A 19484-nucleotide genomic window follows, 5' to 3' on the forward strand; every position below is an offset into this window, starting at 1 on the left:
GACTAAAAAAATCTTGATTAAATTGTTTGGCGAACCCAATATTTCTTGAAGGATAAACAATTTTTTGTTTTGCCTTTAAATCAAATGGAACAATGGCAACGCCAGTATAACGTTTGGGTTTAACAGATAAGCTGTTTTTCATTAAAAGATATAATTTATTTAAGATAACACCGCCAGTTTTGGTGGTGTTTTTATTGCAGGGAAATACGAACTTTTAGAAAATTATACCAATACTACATCTTTTATATTATAATTCTATAAATAATTAAAAAGGGGAGAATTCCTGTGAAAGAGTGTTTTATTTGCAATAAACACGATGGAAATATTGAAACATCTGGAGTTATGATTTATGAGAACGAATATGTTTACGTTGGTCATATTGATAGAAATGAAAATTCAAACTATTTAGGTCATATTATGATTGATTTAAAAAGACACGCTCCGACACTTGGGGATATGAATATGGAAGAAGCAAAAGCATTTGGTATGATTATCGCTAGAGTAAGCAAAGCATTATTAGAAAGTGAAAATGCTGAACATATTTATTCATACGTTATGGGTGATGCTGTTCCTCATCTTCATATGCACTTAGTAGCTCGTTATCCAAATACACCTAAAGAATATTGGGGACCAAATGCTGTTTATGATTGGGAAGATGCCCCTATGGGGGACAATAACGATGTTATTGAACTTTGCAGTCGTATAAAAAGATATCTAGAGAGAAATGAAAATGAGTAACCATATCGTAGAATTTAACTGGATAGGGAGCCAAGAAAATTTCGTCGATAAACCAGATATTCTTCAACTCAATCATATTGTGGTGGGGCGTTATGGTGGTAATTCGAATGCAGGACAATATAAGAATGAAGATGGATGTTTGGTATGGTTAAATGAAAAGGAAGATTGGGAATTCATCATTCTTCTAGACGCACATAATACATCAGAGAGTGCCGAAATAATTGTAGAACAATTCGTTAATGATAGTTCTCAAATAAAAGATTTACTATCTTTACCGACAACTCATCAAACATTTAAGATGTTCGAAGAACAAATATTAAATATGTTCCAATCTCAAGAATTTTTATCTACTTGTCGAAATGTCAAAGGAGAAACTGCTTGTTTAATTGTGGTAAGAAAAGACAAATATGTGTGGTGGTTTTCAGTTGGGGACTGTATTCTCTATTTATTTCATCCAGAACTATCTACACTAGGTCAGTACCAATTAAATCAAAGACAATTCTATGAATGGATAGGACAAGTAAATACATTTGAACAGGAAGTGCCTTGTTTCAGTATGGGGATAAAAGAATTAAGACAAGGAGAAAATCACCTTTTTCTAACCACTGATGGTCTAATTGAATGCCCTAATGAACCATATTCAAGTCCGATAAACATTTATAATTCTTTCTTTAACTCTAAAGATGGCGAAAACATTCAGTCTATGTTGAAGAATATCAAAGATAATAATGTCAGAGATAGCACTACCATAGTTTCCTGGAAAGTAACTATTTCAAAGGAAGCCACTAGAGCCAGCAATCAATAGGCAAATATTTTCTGATTGTTATGCTAAATATGAAGTTAAATGCTATAGAAGGAGGCTGGGACAGAACTAAAATGCTAACCTTCAAAAGGGGTATATGAACCTAGTAGTTCGGTTCTGTCTTGTGTGAAAACACTTTTGTCTCAGCCTCTTTTCTAATGCTAATTTAGGTTTTCTCCCCGTGAACCGACCCCGTTATTATCTATTCATTTCTCCTTTTTTCCGAAGACTTTTTGGACAGCCTCAGAAACTTCATAACAACTTCTCCAAATGTTAATCCCTCAACAATCCTATTATTCAACTTTGGAATCCTCCGGCTATTAGTATAAACCGTTTAAGAATAATTTCCTTTTAAAATGAATATTGTTAGTTTAAGGATGATTTTCTGCTAAAGGACAAGTCATCCTTATTTTTCACAAAATATCAAGGGGGTCGCGAGATGACGAGAAAGGCAGCATTTCAAGTATTGACCGTTTGTTTGATTTTTGTGTCGGTTTTTGGGTTGGCGGCGTGTAGTTCTACCGGAAACGAAAAGGCTGGAAAAAAGAAGGTGGAGTTGACATGGTTAGTCCGTAGTGATCCGGTGTTAAAAGCTTGGGAGGAGAAGATGGTAAAGGATTTTGAGGCAGAGAATCCTGATATTAAAATTAAGCTTCAAGAAATTCCTCAAGAACAGATCGATCAGAAGCTGCAAACGATGATTGCAGGCGGAAATGTACCTGATGTTTGGTCATCAAACTGGGCAGATTCTGGATTTGCCACATACCAAGAACTAGGTGCCTTATTAGATTTAAGCCCATATTTAGAAAAAGATCCTGATGCAGTTGAAGGGATCGATGAGAAGCTTATTGATATTTATACAATTGACGGGAAGAAATATGGGGTTCCAATTTTAGCAATGGGTTCCTATATCTTTTATAACAAAGAATTATTTGATGAGGCTGGATTGGATTATCCGCCCACTGACTGGGATGATGAATCTTGGAATTACGATACAATGGTTGACTATGCAAAAAAATTAACGAAAAACATAGGCGATAAAAATAATCAGGTCTTTGGATTATTAAATACCAATCATGGAAATCGTGACGCTTGGCTTTGGGGTGGAGATCTTTTCAAAGAAGAGGCTTATGAAACGGGAGCGATTGGAGAACCGAATGTATTGGATGATCCTGCTAATAGGCAAGCTATTCAAGCACATTATGATTTAATTCATGAGCATAAAGTATCCCCGACACAATCACAATTGGATGCGGTTTCGCAAATTGGCGATCCTTTTCTAACTGGTCGAGTGGCGATGACGATTAATGGCGGTTGGGGCGTTCGTAGTTATCAACCTGCAGAATTCCAATGGGGAATTGCACCCATGCCTTACACAGTAGATAATCGGAGAATTCCAATGTATGTGGATCCTTGGAATATTAGCGCTAAAAGTAAGCATCCAGATGAAGCGTGGGAATTCATCAAATTCTTGATCGATCCTGAAAAAGGAGCGAAAGAACTGGTTGAAATGACGAATGAAACACCAGCTAATAGTCAGCTAATGGATCTATGGTTAGACCATGTTGCTGAGCAAGCAGGGATGACCAATGAGCAACTAAAAGAACTACATGAAGGTGCTATTAAATATGGATTTGAAGCAGATAACCATTTAATTCGTAACTTTTCAACCATATTAAATACAATTAATCAAAATATTAATGCGATATACGATGGCACAAAAGATATAGACGAAGGTCTGAATGATTTGGATGCGCAATTACGGGCGACAGGGGATAAATAAAGACGGGAAACAGTACACCGGCCGTTTTCTATGCTAAGTGATTTTAAGGAAGACGGTCGCGTATAACTAAACACCTCAACATAAGGAGGGATTTGAATGAAGAAAAAGAGAAGGAGCGGCTTCAAAAACCAACAAAAACGAGAAGAAGTCGCTTTTTGGTTGTTTATTTCACCATGGGTACTTGGTTTTATATTTTTTATTGGCGGGCCGATCATTGCATCCCTTTTTCTTAGTTTCACAAAATATAATATTACTGATGCAATCGAATTTATTGGTCTAAGGAACTATAAAGTTTTATTTACCGATGATCTTTTTTATAAATCTTTAAGTGTAACAGTGTATTATGCTGTTTTAGCTGTTCCATTTACAATTTGTGCGGGATTAGTGCTCGCACTGTTATTAAATCAGAAAATTAAAGGGCAAGCCTTTTTCCGAACAATGTTTTATGCTCCGACAGTGGTTTCTGGTGTTTCGATTGCTTTTTTATGGGCATGGTTGTTAAACCCTGATTTTGGGATCGTTAACTCTGTTCTATATTCAGTCTTTGGGATCGATGGTCCTGGTTGGTTTACAGATGCAAAAACAGTGATTCCATCCTTTGTGTTAATGCAATTAACAGCACTGGGTGGCACCATGATCATTTTCTTAGCGAGCTTGCAAAGTTTACCTAATGACTTATATGAATCCGCTTCCATGGACGGGGCAGGACCAATCCGTAGGTTTTTTAATATTACAGTACCACTGATTTCTCCTGTTATTTTATTTAACTCAATCATAGCGATTATTAGTTCCTTTCAAATCTTTACTCAAGCATATGTTGTAACAAAGGGTGGGCCCAATTGGATGTCCTATTTTTACGTATATTATCTCTTTGATACTGCCTTTGCTGATTTTAAAATTGGGTATGCATCCGCCCAAGCATGGATCCTTTTTATTATCATTTTTGCCTTAACGATGTTATCCCTGCTCGTTTCCAAGCGCTATGTCTATTATGAATCCGAAACAAGGAGGTAGAAAAAGTGAAGCGAAGAAGACAGAGAAGCTATGCTCCCGGTGAATTATCAGTAGCAGGAAAAGTTTTAGTCTATTTTCTTATTTTACTTGGGCTACTACTCTTTATGTTTCCTTTATTTTGGATGGTGACCACTTCGTTCAAAACGCAAGGGGCGGTATTTAAATTACCACCTGAATGGTTTCCATACCCTTTACAATGGAAAAACTACGTAGACGTATTTTCAGACCATCCCTTTGGAAAATATATCTGGAATACGGTTTGGTATACCGCGATTTCAGTTTTTGCTACGGTGTTCACTTCCGCTATGGTTGCCTTTGGATTTGCCCGATTACGGGCGAGGGGAAGTCTAATTCTATTTGCCATTGTTTTGAGCACGATGATGCTTCCTCAGCAAGTGACGATGATTCCACAATATTTAATTTTTAACAAATTAGGATGGGTCGATTCCTATTTACCACTTATTATTCCTGCCTTTGGAGGAAGTGCCTTTTTAATTTTTCTATTAAGGCAGTTTTACACAGGAATTTCCCGTGAGTTAGATGATGCGGTGAAAATTGATGGGGGTGGCTACACGGTTTTATTTTTTCGAGTCATTCTCCCACTTTCAGTCCCGGCGATGGCAACCGCAGCGATTATGGAATTTATGTTTCGCTGGAATGATTTGATGGGACCATTAATCTATTTAAATAATTCGGATTTGTACCCATTATCATTGGGATTGGCTAATTTTACGGCCACCTATGCGCAGACCCCTTGGAATTTATTAATGGCTGGGTCAGTTATGGCTGTACTCCCGCCTTTACTCCTGTTTTTCTTTGCGCAAAAATACTTTATACAGGGGATTGTGATATCCGGAGCAAAGGGATAAATAAAAATTATTTACCAAATCGTTTTTGATTAAATTTTCGATAGTTAGAGATGGAAGAACATGGTATAGCAATATATACCCTGTTCTTTTTTGCATTTCTTAACATTTTACTTATGAACAATTCTTTTACGCTATGCACAAATCCAATATTTTTCCAGAATTAAAGATAATTGTGCATAAAATGGAAGATTGGTCAATTGTTCGTTCCGTTGAGCCGTCGGTATAATAGCGAATGAACATTATTTTAGCATAAAGGGGGGAGTGGAAAGTTGGCAGAGTTATCCGCACAAAATCAGACAGAAATGAGTTCGAAAAAGGAGTTGAATCTGCGAAGGGGAAAAAATCGCTATGTAGAAAACATAAAAAAACATTGGATGCTATATATTATGATTTTGCCAGGGATTATTTATTACATTATATTTAAATATATTCCCTTATTTGGAAGTGTGATTGCTTTTCAAGATTATCAAATCTTTAAGGGGATTTGGGGTAGTCCATGGGTAGGCTTAGATAATTTTCGGTTCTTATTTTCTTACCAAGATTTTTTTCTTGTATTAAGAAATACGGCAACCATTGCTCTTTATCAATTGGTGTTTAGTTTCCCTGCGCCGATCATTTTAGCTTTATTATTTAATGAGGTTCGGGTACTTCTTGCCAAGAAAACCCTTCAAAGTTTGTTTTACTTACCACATTTTCTCTCATGGGTAGTGGTTGGTGGAATTGTATTTGAGCTATTATCCACTCAAGGAATTGTAAACGCTATCTTAGGATTCTTTGATGTAGATCCGATTTTATTTATGCAGGAAGAAAAGTATTTTCGTACGATTGTTGTGCTCTCTGGTATATGGAAGGAAATTGGTTGGGGGACGATTATTTATTTAGCTGCCATCGCAGGGATTAATCCCAATTTATATGAAGCGGCTGTAGTTGATGGAGCAGGCAGATGGAAGCAGACGATCCACATTACGATTCCGATGTTATTTCCTACTATATTGGTGTTGTTCCTGCTTAATATTGGTAATTTCCTTGAACTAGGATTTGATCAAATCTTTAATTTATTAACACCGATGACTTATTCAGTAGGCGATATTATTGAAACATATGTATATCGGGCTGGTGTGTTACAAGGTCAATATAGTATGACAACGGCCATTGGACTATTCCAATCCGTCATTGGATTTGCATTACTATGGATATTTAATCGTTTAGCTAGAAAAACAGATCAGGGGCTGTGGTAATGAAAATATCAACAGGAGAAAAAACATTTCAGGTATTGAACTATGTGATTCTTATTTTGGCTGCTTTGACAATGATCGCTCCATTACTCCAATTATTGGCGGTTTCGTTTAGTTCACCGATCGCAGCTGATTCTAAAAAAGTCTTCCTGTGGCCAGTAGAATTTACAACAGGTACCTGGGAACATATTCTTCAAAATAAGGTTTTGTGGAGATCATTTGCTGTCACGGTTTATATTACAGTAGTGGGTACACTTCTTAGTATGTTATTTTCTGTTTTAACAGCTTTTCCGTTATCACGTAGAGAATTTTTACTTAAGAAGCCGATTATGCTAGGCATTGTGATTACAATGATCTTTAATGCCCCGATGATTCCTTTCTTTTTAACAGTAAGAGAGTTAGGGATGATGAACTCTTTGTGGGCGCTTATTATACCAGGCTTAATTAGCACATTTAATATGGTGATTATCCGAACCTTTTTTATGGGGATTCCTAGTGATTTGGATGATGCAGCGAAAATAGATGGCTGCCATGATTTTCGCCTCTTATTTCAAATTTATTTGCCTCTTTCCAAACCTGTGCTTGCAACAGTCAGCTTATTTTATGCTGTAGGTTATTGGAATACATTTATGCGAGCCATTCTTTTCATACGAGATGAAAATTTGTATCCGCTCCAGCTAAGATTGAGGGAATATTTTGTAGCACCAGAGGAGTTGGCAGCAGTGAATCTTATAGTTGGAGATTTTGATTTTAATACGACAACGTTAAAAGCAGCAACAATTATCTTTGCAACTGTTCCGATTGTATTAGTCTATCCTTATCTACAAAAGTATTTTGTAAAAGGAGCAGTACTAGGATCACTGAAAGAGTAAAATAAATAGGGGGAAAAGTGATGGTGAGATTAACTAGAAGGCGCTGTTTTCTATTAGCTATTTTACTATTGGCATCTATCACAATGATGGCATGTAGTGGTAAAAATGAAGCGAAACAATCCGCAGGTGGGGAAGATGCGGATGATGGAATTGTGCAAGTCAAAGTGTATAAAAGTCACCTAGGAAAAGGGACCATTCCAGGTAGCGATGACCCGCATGTCCAATATATCGCGGATAAAACCGGTGTTGAATATGAGTTAATGACAACACCTGCGGGCTCTGATCCGGCAGAACAGTTAAATTATATGATTGCCTCAGATGATTTACCAGATATATTACGTCCAATTGGCGGGGTTGAACAAACCTTGATTACACAAGGGGGAGCGTTAGCACTTGATGATTTATTACCTAAATACGCTCCAAATGTGTGGAAGAATATTCCTGAAGAAGCATGGGATGTTGTTAGAAGTGCGTCGGAGGATGGAAAAATCTATTATATTCCAAAGGTATTTCTTGTTCCAGAAAGGGCGCCATTACTACGGAAGGATTGGCTTGAAGCGGTTGAACTAGAAATGCCGCAAACATTGGAAGAATATAAAGAACTACTGATAGCCTTTCGGGATGAGGATCCTAATGGAAATGGTGAAAAAGATGAATTACCAACTTCAGGTAGAGAGTTTGGAAAATGGATGGATCATCTTTTCGCTTTATATGGTGTGGCAATGTGGGAAGGAAATCCTGAATGGGATATTTACGATGGTGAGATCAATTATGCAGGTACTTCAGAAAATATGAGGGCGGCTATTGAATTTCTTCGTGATTTATACGAGGAGAAACTATTAGACAATGAGACCTTTTTAAACAAAGGGGAGGTATGGACAGCAAAAATTAACAATAACCTAGTAGGGAGCTGGTATCATTTGCCAGCAAACTTGCATGAGCGCTATGAAGCCATGAAGGTAGGAGCTCCGGATGCTTATATTGTCGGGATGCCTTTACCAAAAGTCGAGGGCTATGAAGGTTTTGTAACCCAAAAGAGTATGGGAGAAGCGGAATGGATGATCCCACTTTCATCAGAAGATAAGGCGGCAGCTGCACTGAAATTATTAGACTTCTTTTATGATGATGCGAATGAAGAATTCGTGCAATTTGGGATAGAGGGAGCACAGCACAAAGTTGAGGATGGCAAAAAGGTATTAATTCCCCCTACAGACGAAACACCAATTGCACTAGGAATGAGGAACTTAACAACAGAAGAGGACATGGAAAAGAGAATTGAAGAAACATTTCCAGAGGATCAGCAGAAAATGGTGAAAGATATTTTTGAAATCAGTACCCAAGATGCAAGACGAATTGCAGGAGATGGATTACCAAGTACTGTCTATGATGGTTTTCCTGATATTCAGTCTCATAAGTTATTTCAGGAATATTTAACCAAAATTGTCATTGGAGAATGGCCGATTGAAAAATTTGATGAATTTGTGGATAGATGGAAGGAATCTGGCGGTGATACTGTAACAGAACGGGTCCAGGAATGGTATGAAAAAGTAAAATGAAAAAATTGCGAAACATGCTCACCATCAGTCGGGGATGAAGAAGCTCTTACTGATGGCAGTTTCGCATTATTTTTAAGTCAATGAAGTACATCAGCAAAGTATGTTGTGTTTTAGACATTTGCACAAATAAGGTGGAGAAAAGTAGCGGGCCGGTATGGTGTAATGAGGCTAGCATGAAATGAGCAATGAGGAGGATCACCGTATGCTCCTGGAAAGCATCATAGAACGGAAATCAACGATGACTAGCAGACTCACCATTTGTAGATGATAATCTCATTCAATATAGGATGGAATAGTCCCTATAAAATTTAGGAGGAAAAATAAAAAAATAGTAAGAAAACCTTGTATCATCTAACTCGGTGAATGCCGAGAGTCTATCTTTATCTTAGGAGGTATCATATTTGAGAATATTGACCCTCATGTTATCAGTTGTATTATGTCTGGCTATTTTTCCACCATACGATCATTCTGCAAAAGCGGATAATAGCAAATTGCCAGCTTTCCCAGGTGCAGAAGGATTTGGTTATGCCTCAGTTGGAGGCAGGGGTGGGGAAGTTTATCATGTCACAAGTCGAGAGCTAACAGGTCCAGGTACTTTCCATGACGCTTTAATGACTGCGGGTGATATGCCAAGGACAATTGTTTTTGATATATCAGGTGAAATTACCATACCCAAGACCGTTGTGAACAACAAGTCCAATATCACGATCGCAGGACAAACAGCCCCAGGAGATGGCATTACCATACGGGGAAACACACTTCGTTTCATTAATTCGCAAGATATTATTATCAGGTTTATCCGTTTTCGTATGGGCGCCCAAGAAGACTTTAATGATGATGCGATGTATATAGAAGATAGTCAAAATGTGATCATTGATCATTGCACGTTTTCCTGGGCTACCGATGAAGTCTTGTCTATTAAAAGCAAAAACTATGAAGATCCTAAATCAAAAAATATTACTGTCCAATGGTCGATTATGTCGGAAGGGCTTCTTACGCACTCAATGGGTGGTTTAATTGAAATGAATACAATTACAATGCATCATAATGTATACGCTCATAATAATGATCGTAATCCGAAAACTAAAGGGCAGATCGATTTTGTTAACAATATTGTCTATAATTGGGGCCAATATCCATATGTAGCAGGAGGGGAATCAGGTACCAAAGGTTATGGAAATGTGGTTGGAAATTACTTTATTGCAGGTTTAAATTCTAAAGATCCTGAATATGCGATTGTTAGAGGAAATGAAAACTATCAAGTATTTCTTGAGAATAATCGCCTTGATCATAATCAAAATGGCATCCTTGATGGGACGGACACAGGTACTGATATGATTGAGGCTGAAAGACCAAGTGTAGTCGTTCCAGAACGGTTTGAATATCCTTTAGTGCATACACAGGAACCAGAAGAAGCCTATGAGTATGTATTAGATTACTCGGGTGCATCACTGACTCGTGATGATGTAGATAAACGTGTAATTGACAGTGTCAGAGATCAAACAGGTGTTATCATCGGACATGAGAACGATGTAGGGGGATATCCGACTCTTCAACAGGGAACACTGCCTCTTGATTCGGATGGAGACGGTATGCCAGATGAATGGGAGATTAAAAATGGATTAGATCCCAATAATCCGGAAGATCGAAATGGAGATATACACGGGGAAGGATATACGAACTTAGAATATTATTTAAATGAACTAGCTGCACCAAGTTTTCCAAAGAATTATCCGACATCGCCTCCAGAGTGGGAAGGACCGCCATTTATTCCACCAACAGATCCTGATCCAGAAGAATCTGTCAAAGAACCCGTTGTAGGGATGGATGGAGAATGGATCAGAAATGCAATCATCAATGATAATAGTAAGAATGGAATAGAAAATGCAAAGAAATGGTCAATCGAAAAGAATTTGCAGGTTGGAGATTTTGTTGCTGGAGATCGAATGACAGGCAATAGCGTTTATCGATTCACTTCAATACCTGATGAGCTTATTGGGATGGAATGGATTCGGTCAGCAGTTGATTCAAGAAGTGCCTCTAATGATGATTTGGTCTCCTTTCATGTGGTGGCAGATACGGATGTGTACGTTGCCCATGATTCGCGAATTGGCACATTGCCTGAATGGCTAGCATCTTATGAAGATACTGGAAAATTGATAGAGGATGATCAACCAGTCAAGTATAAACTATATAAAAAGCATTATCCCGCAGGTTCGTTTGTTGTGACAGGGTCTAACAATAATACATCGCGAATGAATTATTTTATGGCGCTAAAACCGAATTCAGAGGGGCAGCCACCTGAATCGGCCCCTACTGAATTGGAAGGTGAAGTTTTAGATGATGCTTCTGTAAATTTAAAATGGTTACCTGTAAATGATGTAGACACCTATTTAATCTATCGTTCATCATCTGTGAATCAATTAAAAGCAGTCGCCACTTCTAAAATGGCAGAATATGTGGATGATGATCTCGAACCGGGACACACCTACTATTATAAAGTATCTGCTCTTAATGCCAGTGGGGAGTCACCACAATCAAAGGAATTGGAACTTCCTGCTTACAATTCTTCAGAGCCAGTACCAGCTGCACCTAAAGGATTGGAAGTTATAAAAGCAAGAAGCATGTCTATTCAATTAAAATGGGAAGCTCTTGAGGATGTGACTGGCTATTCCATCTATCGGGCAAATGAGAAAGAGGGCCCATACAAAAAAGTAGCGAGTGCTACAAAGCCGGAGTATACGGATGAGAATCTGACTCCAGATACAAAGTATTATTATAAATTATCAGCAACTGGAATTGGTGGTGAATCAGAAAAAACAAATAGTATTAGTACTAAAACCGGTCCCCCAGTTATTTTACCTGAAATTCCAGTCGGACTAACGACAGGTAAAATCACAACTTCAACTTTTAAACTATTGTGGGAAGCAGTGGATGGAGCGGAAAGCTATAATATTTATAGAAAGGCAAATGAAGACAATAACTTTTCACTGATCGAAAATATAACGACTACACATTATATGGATAACACCATTGATAACAATCGATCTGGTTACGCATACAAAATTACGGCTCTGAATGAAATAGGTGAGACCAATCCTTCAAAAGAGCTAGTCATTGATCTGCCTTTGCCACAGGCGCCAACAGGGTTAAAAGTTGGATTAGTGGGAGAATCATTTGTTGGGTTAATATGGACATCAGGTGGTGGTGGGAATCAATTCAATGTCTATAGAGAAGCGAATGGTAAAGTAGAAAACGTGGGCTATGCAAAAGTGGAAACTTTCTACGATCGAACCGTCGAGCCTGGGGTTGAGTATGTCTATTACCTTAAAGCAGAGAATGCGAGTGGGGAATCAAAGATATCAAATAAAGTAAAAATCACACCAGATCAGGTTGCCACGGCTAGCATGAAGACGTTCACCGAACAGTTTAAAGAAACAGGAGAATGGACTGATGAGAAATCCGCTCATGTACTGAATCTCCATTTAACTGCGGTAGAAGCCTATGAAAAGCAAAATAAAAAGGAAAAAGTTGTGAAGCATATGGAGAGTTTTAAAGAATTGGCAAAAACTCAAAAGAATGATCAGGTACTTCCCATTCATTTATATAATATCCTCAAATCCTATACGAATGCCATGATTGGTAAATGGAAGGAGGAGTAAAACATATAAATCACTCTTCCATTAATATGAAAATAAAAAAGGATTCCATAATTAGGCATGTAGTATACTAAAAAAGGGGGGAGATACATGCCTAATTTTTTTCAAAAATGGTTTAATTATAATTTACTTAAAACACAGACCAGTCTTTGGTTATTCTTAACGATTACAATTTTCATTGTTATTATCATTGTGAGTATTACATCTTACAATACATCTAAAGCTGTTCTCCAAGAACAATTAAATGATCCACAGCAACAGATGCTGCAGATCAGTATGAATTTTATCGATGAAGCAATTAATGAAAACAATAGAATTGCGACAGAGGTTGCATTAGATGACGGTGTCTACCAATTTCTTACAAGTGATGAGCAAAATTCTTATGGAAATATTACAGAGATTTATAAAATGTTATCCGCTTCCATCAATAATTCGTCCATTATTAAAAGTATATACGTATATGATATGAACAGAAAGAGTTTTGTAACGATTCCACACGGCTATAGTGCAACGAAAAAAACGTTTGTTGATTCCGAATGGACGGATGTCGCCAATGAACTAACAGATAAGATGATGGTTGTGAAAAAGCGCGAGGTGCCTGAGGGCGCGAAAAATAGTGGTTCGGAAATTACTCTTTTTCGAAAAATATTAATTCATGGTGATTTTAAAGGTTTGGTGGCCATTAATTTAAAGGAGGAAACTTTATTTGCAAACATCAATCCACCAAAACTAACCAATCTAGATAGTACTCGATTTATTATGGATGAACAAGATGAAATCCTTTATTCAGTATCAAATTATTCATTTGATAAAAAGAGCCTTGAAGAAAGTATGACAAATCTTAGAAAAGAAAGATTAGGAGATTTTACATATAAAGATGAAACTTTATTGGCTAGTCAGGTGCAATCTCCTGTTACGGGTTGGCAATACGTTTCGCTTGTAACCCAGGAAAGTATATTGGCGAAATCTCGACGAGTGGGTCATATTGTATTTATAGTCTCATTAATTGCTCTTTCTATTGGCTTGGCAGCCATTCTTTATATGAATATAAAGGTTTTTCGCCCAGTTTTTCGGTTAAAGCAACTATTTATAATGAAGGAACAAGATATTTCAAAACAAGGATTAAACGAATTGGAGCATGTTGCAGGCCAATTAATCGATGATCATGCCCATTTAGCTAAAACTTTAGATACGATGAAACTAGAAGCATCGTCGAAATTTATTCTGGATATCTACCAAGGAGAATTAAAGTCCGGAGAGGAAATAAAAGAAAAGTGGAATCATTATTTCAGAGACTGGAATCATCATAGTTTAGTCATAGCGATTATTTCAATTGATAACTATTGGGCATGGTTAAAGAAATTTCCAAGTACGGATCACTCACTTTTAAAATTCGCTCTGCAAAATATTATTTCAGAAGTGCTTATGGAATACTCTTATAATAAATGTGTGGATTTTGGTCCAGGGAAAATTGCTGTTTTACTTCAATATGATGGAAGAAATACCACACTATCACGCGAGTTTTTGAAAGCGTTATCTACATCTGAACGGTTATTAGGTTTCACTGCCTCTGTTGGCATTAGTCAAGTGAAACAAAAAGTAGAGGAAATCAAGGAGGCGGTTTTAGAAGCAGAGTTAGCGTTAGGATATCGACTCTATAAAAGCTATGGAAGTGTTATAGAAATTGATGAATGCAATGTAAATGAACCGCATATTGCAATGAAAATCGAGCCTAGCTTAGAACAATTGACTGAAGCAATTATTGGAGGTGATGAGACGCAAGCGATGATACTTGTGGAAGAAATTATTCAAGAATTTCGCAATAAACAATACTTCCCAGCGAGCGTTCACTCAAAATTAACCGAAATGATTAATGTTATTTGGAGCAAAAAAAATCCAGAAACTCAAAATAAGTCTAAGGAAATAGTAGTGGATAAAATAAGTACGATTTGTTTAGAGGAAATCGAAGAGCTTTTAAAAGAAGGGGCGAAAGAAGCAAGCGAAAAATGGAAAAAGCAAGCGGAAAATAAAGAGAATCTCCTTTGTGAGAGAATGGTTACTTATATGGAGGAACATTTAGATAAAGCCATTGGGATTACGGAAATTGCTGATTCGATTGGGATTAGTGTTAGCTTAGCAAGCCAAATATTTAAGGAAAAAACAGCTGATACGATTTATGGATATTTAACAAAACTACGAATTGAGAAAGCAGAGGAATTATTATTAAATACAGATAAAAAGGTGGCGGCTATTGCTGTTGAGGTAGGGTATCAACATGAGAACAGCTTTATCCGCGTCTTTCGTAAATATAAACATACGACACCAGGTAAATATCGGGAAATGCTAAAAGATAAAAAGAGCCGTTTAGCCGAATAAAAATAATGTTGTTGAGGTGTGAGAATGGATAGAAAAAGTATAGTTGAACGACATGATCCAATTATTAAAAAGGTAGAGCCACTGGCACCATTATCGGTTGGAAATGGAGAATTTGGTTTTAGTTTTGACTTTACGGGGGTGCAGACCTATCCTGAGGCATATGAAAGTCCACTTGGGACACAATCCAATTGGGGCTGGCACTATACAGGGCGTAGAAACTTATATACTAAAAAGGATATCCGTTATCAAAGCTACGATACTTATGGACGGCAAGTTGATTATCCAATGAAGCCAGAGGATTGTGATGAAGCCTATCATTGGCTGCGACAAAATCCCCATCGCCTGCAGCTGGGGAGAATAGCCTTTCGTTTTTTAACAGAAGATCATTGTGAAATCCCTCATGATTCAATTGAAAATATTGATCAGCACCATCATTTATGGACAGGGATTGTGGAAAGTCATTATACAGTAGATGGAGCGCCTGTTACGGTATATACTGCTTGTCACCCTCATCAAGATGTGATTAGTGTAAAAGTATTGTCTCCCTTATTAAAAAGTCAAAGAATGGAAGTGAAAATTTCATTTCCTGCTCCAGATGTGACAGATCGTGCATGGGCGAAAGCGACTTTTCCAGATTGGGAGGCAGATGATCGGCATATAACCGAGATTGTTAAAAATACTGAACGATCTGTTCTATTAAAGCGAGTTCTTGATGAAGATTCCTACCAAGTATACTGGAGTTGGGAACAAGGGAGTTGGGAACAAACTGGTCAACATGAATTTACCTTAACTACAGATGGAGCATCCAATGAACAAGCTTTTACTGTATCATTCTCATCTAGTGATCCTGCCGTTGTAAAAGGAAAGGATGTTTTGTCAGAAAGCGAAAAGCACTGGGCAGATTTTTGGCAAACAGGTGGGGCGATTGATTTTTCCGGAAGTGCTGATCCAAGGGCTTTTGATTTAGAAAGAAGAGTTATTCTTTCTCAATATTTATGTGCCATTCATAGTGGAGGCTCATTGCCACCACAAGAGACTGGGTATATGTATAATAGCTGGTTTGGAAAATTTCATTTAGAAATGCATTGGTGGCATGCAGCTCATTTTCCTTTATGGGGACGCGCTGGTATTCTTGATAAAAGCTTAGAATGGTATAATAAAATCCTTCCACTGGCAGAGGACTTAGCCAAGAGCCAAGGCTATGAGGGAGCGAGATGGCCGAAAATGGTCGGGATGGATGGCATGCAGAGTCCTTCTCCTGTAGCACCAGGACTTATCTGGCAACAACCGCATCCAATCGCATTAGCAGAATTACTTTATCTGGCTTCTCCAACAGAGGAATTGTTGGAAAAATATAAAGACATGATTTTTGCATCAGCTGATTTTATGGCTTCCTACGCTCATTGGGATGAAGAAAAAGCTGCCTATATCTTGGGTCCTCCACTGATTCCAGCACAAGAATGTCACCGAATGGGGGAAAGTATGAATCCTCCATATGAATTAGAGTATTGGAAGTACGGCTTAGAAATCGCTATAAAATGGGCGGAAAGATTAAATATCAGTGTGAATCCAGTATGGTTAAAAGTCGTTCAATCGATGTCTACCCCTCCTGTGAAAAAAGATGTCTATCTTGCGCATGAAAACTGTGAACAAACCTATACGGAGAAAAATCATGACCATCCGTCTATGGTAGGCGCCTTAGGAATTCTTCCTGGAATGTTGATAGATAAAGAGATTATGAGAAATACACTCAGAAAGGTATACGAGGTTTGGGATTGGGAAAGCGCTTGGGGATGGGATTTTCCGATGTGTGCTATGACAGCGTCTCGATTAGGAGAAAAAGAACTGGCTGTAGACTTTTTAATGATGGAAGCAACAAAAAATACCTATTTACCAAATGGGCATAATTATCAAAGACCAGGATTGACGGCTTATTTACCGGGGAATGGCGGTTTATTGACAGCCGTAGCGATGATGGTATGTGGTTGGAAAGGTGCACCAAATCCGAATTGCCCAGGGTTTCCAGATGATGGGAGCTGGAAGATAAAATACGAAGGTCTCCATGCTTGGTTATAGAGGAAGAGAGAAGCACTAATACGTCCTGTGTCGAATGTCGAAGTCATTACACCACCAATAGAAGAAAAAAGTATTATAGGAGAATTATGTTGAAAACCTTTTTTGGAACGATTTTGATCGTCAAACAAAAAAGGTTTTTTCTATTTTTATTATAAGAGCTGAGAGATGGATTGATGTATTTCTCCAGCATTCTATATGTATAGCATTGCCTCATTTACAAATTCATGTAGTTCTTTTACTAAATATGTCAATTTGTACAATGATGGTCTATGTGTATAAGAAAAGCGATCTATCTGAAAAAAATTCCCCTTACAAAAACTACATAGTAAGTTCGAAAATCGCCTGTATGCTTTAATTTTTACCAATGATAAACTGATTATTACAAAATGAGAAAGAAGGGAGGAGGTCCCACATACTTCGTTTTCTGTATTTTAGTAAATTCGATTGGCAATTCGTTGTTCATACCTGTTAGTGAAAGAATGACTTGCGGACTTTATCCCGCATTAACGTGCAGTAAACCCCCACCTCAAGGCTTTAGAGAATACGGAGAAGCATAGGCGGGGGATACACTGCCGGTAAAAGCCCGATTGGTTCAGGCCAACAAGATGTTGGTCACAAAGGTATAGCGACGTATAGGATGTACTAGTGCAGACGAAGCGACAGGACGTCGCGTTTGAGTCTGCCGACAGGAGGTCGCGATTTTAGCCTTTGTTCCTCTGAAATCAGTGGAGGATGAAAACCCTCACTGATTGAAGGCTCACTTTATCTTTTAGAGATAGGAGAGGATAAGATTGAAAGGTAAGAAAGTATTTATCGCGGTTATTGCTTTGACGTTACTATTGCTTTCCGCTTGTAGCAAACAACAAGGTGTAGATAAAGAAGAGCAAAGAAAGGGTGAAGAAATAAAAGCTTCAGGTATGCCAATTGTAGAAGAGCCGATTAATCTGAAATTTTTTGCAGAGAGAGCTGATACAACGGCTGAAGATTGGAATGATGTTTTGCTATATAATGAATATGAAAAAATAACGAATATCAACATAGATTGGGAAATGGTACCATCTGCTGGATTAACGGAAAAAAGAAATCTAGTATTAGCGAGTGGGAATTTACCAGATGCCTTTCATACAACAAGTATGCCAGTGACTGATTTGCAGAAATACGGTGCACAAGGAACGTTTATACAACTGAATGATTTGATTGATGAGTATGCTCCTAATTTCAAGAAAATTCTTGAAGAGTATCCGGAAATAAAAGATGGAATTACAATGCCAGATGGGAATATCTATTCTTTTCCTTATGCTTTTTCACCAGATTTCGTTTCCATGTTGTTAAGCTCTAGGCCATGGATTAGAGAGGATTGGTTGGAGGCATTAGATATGGAAATGCCTACAACCACAGATGAACTTTATCAATTTTTGAAAGCTGTCAAGGAACAAGATCCTAATGGGAATGGGCAAGCAGATGAGATTCCCTTCGGAGCAAACTCAATTGATACATTAGTAGAATGGGTACAAGGCTCATATGGATTGGGCAATCGTGGTCTTAAACATAAATTTGTGGATATGGACTCGGAGCAGGAAGAGTTACGATTTTTTCCAACAACGAATGAATATAAAGAAATGCTGCAATATATTCATAAGCTATTTGATGAAGGGCTAATTGATCAAAATATTTTTTCTGCTTCAACAGATCAATACCTAGCTAAAGGTTCTGAGGGGGTATATGGCGTAACCCATTATTTCAGTCCAGACGTGCTATTTGGAAAAGAAGGAGAGAATTATATCGGGGCGGAGGCTTTAGCAAGCCCAAATCATGACAGACTATATACAAGTATATTGCCGCCAGTCCCTACCCCTGGAGCATTTGTAATCACTAGTGCAAATGAGCATCCCGCTGCAACTGTAAGATGGATAGATCATTTTTATGGGGAAGAAGGAGCGAAGCTATTCTTCATGGGTGTTGAAGGTGTCACTTACGAAGAGACTGAGGATGGAGAATACGAATATGTAGACGAAATTAAAAATGACCCTGATGGATTAACAGTCGAACAGGCCGTTTCAAAGTATCTTACTTACCCTGGTGGTACTTATCCGGCTCTTGTTACAGAAGAGTATTTTCAGGGATCACAAGGGACGGATATGTCATTAGATGCAGCGGACAGATTAGAACCACATTTAATCGAAGAAGTATGGCCTGCCTTTATTTTTACAGATGAAGAACAAAAAGTAATGGACACGTCTGGGGCAGATATTGAAAAGTATGTGAATGAAATGAGAGATAGATTTATTGTGGGCGAATCATCCTTTTCTGAATGGGATAAATACATTGAAACCATAGAGAAAATGGGCTTGGAAAAATATATGGAGACACAGCAGAAGGCTTATGAAAGATATAAAAGCAGCAAAGGGAAAGAGTAAGAAAGGAAAAATAGAAAGATGATCTGAACGTATGAAGCTTTGTATATACCGGTTGACCCACGAAGAAGGCTATTCACATTATGTAAG

At 37.8% G+C, this 19484-nt stretch carries 12 protein-coding genes; all 12 read left to right on the top strand.

Annotated features, from left to right (window positions below; genetic code table 11):
* The first annotated feature begins 285 nt into the window (after window positions 1-285).
* Complete coding sequence (locus KI375_RS06510) at window positions 286-738, top strand: HIT family protein (RefSeq protein ID WP_212972703.1); 453 nt, start codon at window positions 286-288, stop codon at window positions 736-738.
* A complete protein-coding gene (locus tag KI375_RS06515; RefSeq protein WP_212972704.1) occupies window positions 731-1543 on the top strand; it encodes a PP2C family serine/threonine-protein phosphatase in 813 nt (270 codons plus the stop codon). Before KI375_RS06510 ends, KI375_RS06515 begins: the two co-directional genes overlap by 8 nt.
* A 436-nt stretch (window positions 1544-1979) precedes the next feature.
* A complete protein-coding gene (locus KI375_RS06520) occupies window positions 1980-3323 on the top strand; it encodes an ABC transporter substrate-binding protein (RefSeq protein WP_212972705.1) in 1344 nt (447 codons plus the stop codon).
* Between the two features lie 96 nt (window positions 3324-3419).
* Window positions 3420-4337, top strand: coding sequence for a carbohydrate ABC transporter permease (locus KI375_RS06525; protein ID WP_212972706.1), 918 nt, complete (start codon window positions 3420-3422; stop codon window positions 4335-4337).
* 5 nt (window positions 4338-4342) lie between these two features.
* Window positions 4343-5206 carry a carbohydrate ABC transporter permease gene (locus tag KI375_RS06530; protein WP_244852348.1) on the top strand — a complete coding sequence of 288 codons (864 nt, stop codon included), beginning with the start codon at window positions 4343-4345 and terminating at the stop codon, window positions 5204-5206.
* Between the two features lie 302 nt (window positions 5207-5508).
* Entirely contained in the window at window positions 5509-6444 is a 936-nt protein-coding gene (locus tag KI375_RS06535; RefSeq protein WP_212972801.1) for an ABC transporter permease, read from the top strand.
* Complete coding sequence (locus KI375_RS06540) at window positions 6444-7313, top strand: carbohydrate ABC transporter permease (RefSeq protein ID WP_212972707.1); 870 nt, start codon at window positions 6444-6446, stop codon at window positions 7311-7313. Before KI375_RS06535 ends, KI375_RS06540 begins: the two co-directional genes overlap by 1 nt.
* 20 nt (window positions 7314-7333) lie before the next feature.
* Window positions 7334-8869 (top strand): type 2 periplasmic-binding domain-containing protein, encoded by a 1536-nt coding sequence (locus KI375_RS06545; RefSeq protein WP_212972708.1) that lies wholly within the window; start codon window positions 7334-7336, stop codon window positions 8867-8869.
* Window positions 8870-9270: 401 nt separating this feature from the next.
* Window positions 9271-12531, top strand: a complete 3261-nt coding sequence (locus KI375_RS06550) for a fibronectin type III domain-containing protein (RefSeq protein ID WP_244852350.1) — start codon at window positions 9271-9273, stop codon at window positions 12529-12531.
* 87 nt (window positions 12532-12618) lie between these two features.
* Window positions 12619-14904 carry an AraC family transcriptional regulator gene (locus tag KI375_RS06555; protein ID WP_212972709.1) on the top strand — a complete coding sequence of 762 codons (2286 nt, stop codon included), beginning with the start codon at window positions 12619-12621 and terminating at the stop codon, window positions 14902-14904.
* Window positions 14905-14928: 24 nt separating this feature from the next.
* Entirely contained in the window at window positions 14929-16980 is a 2052-nt protein-coding gene (locus tag KI375_RS06560) for a glycoside hydrolase family 65 (RefSeq protein WP_212972710.1), read from the top strand.
* Window positions 16981-17771: 791 nt separating this feature from the next.
* Window positions 17772-19397: an extracellular solute-binding protein gene (locus KI375_RS06565; RefSeq protein WP_212972711.1), complete on the top strand. Its 1626-nt coding sequence runs from the start codon at window positions 17772-17774 to the stop codon at window positions 19395-19397.
* The last annotated feature ends 87 nt before the right edge of the window (window positions 19398-19484 follow it).

The organism is Bacillus sp. J14TS2 (genome assembly GCF_018333015.1).
In the GTDB taxonomy this organism is placed as follows: Bacteria; Bacillota; Bacilli; order Bacillales; family Bacillaceae_C; genus Lederbergia.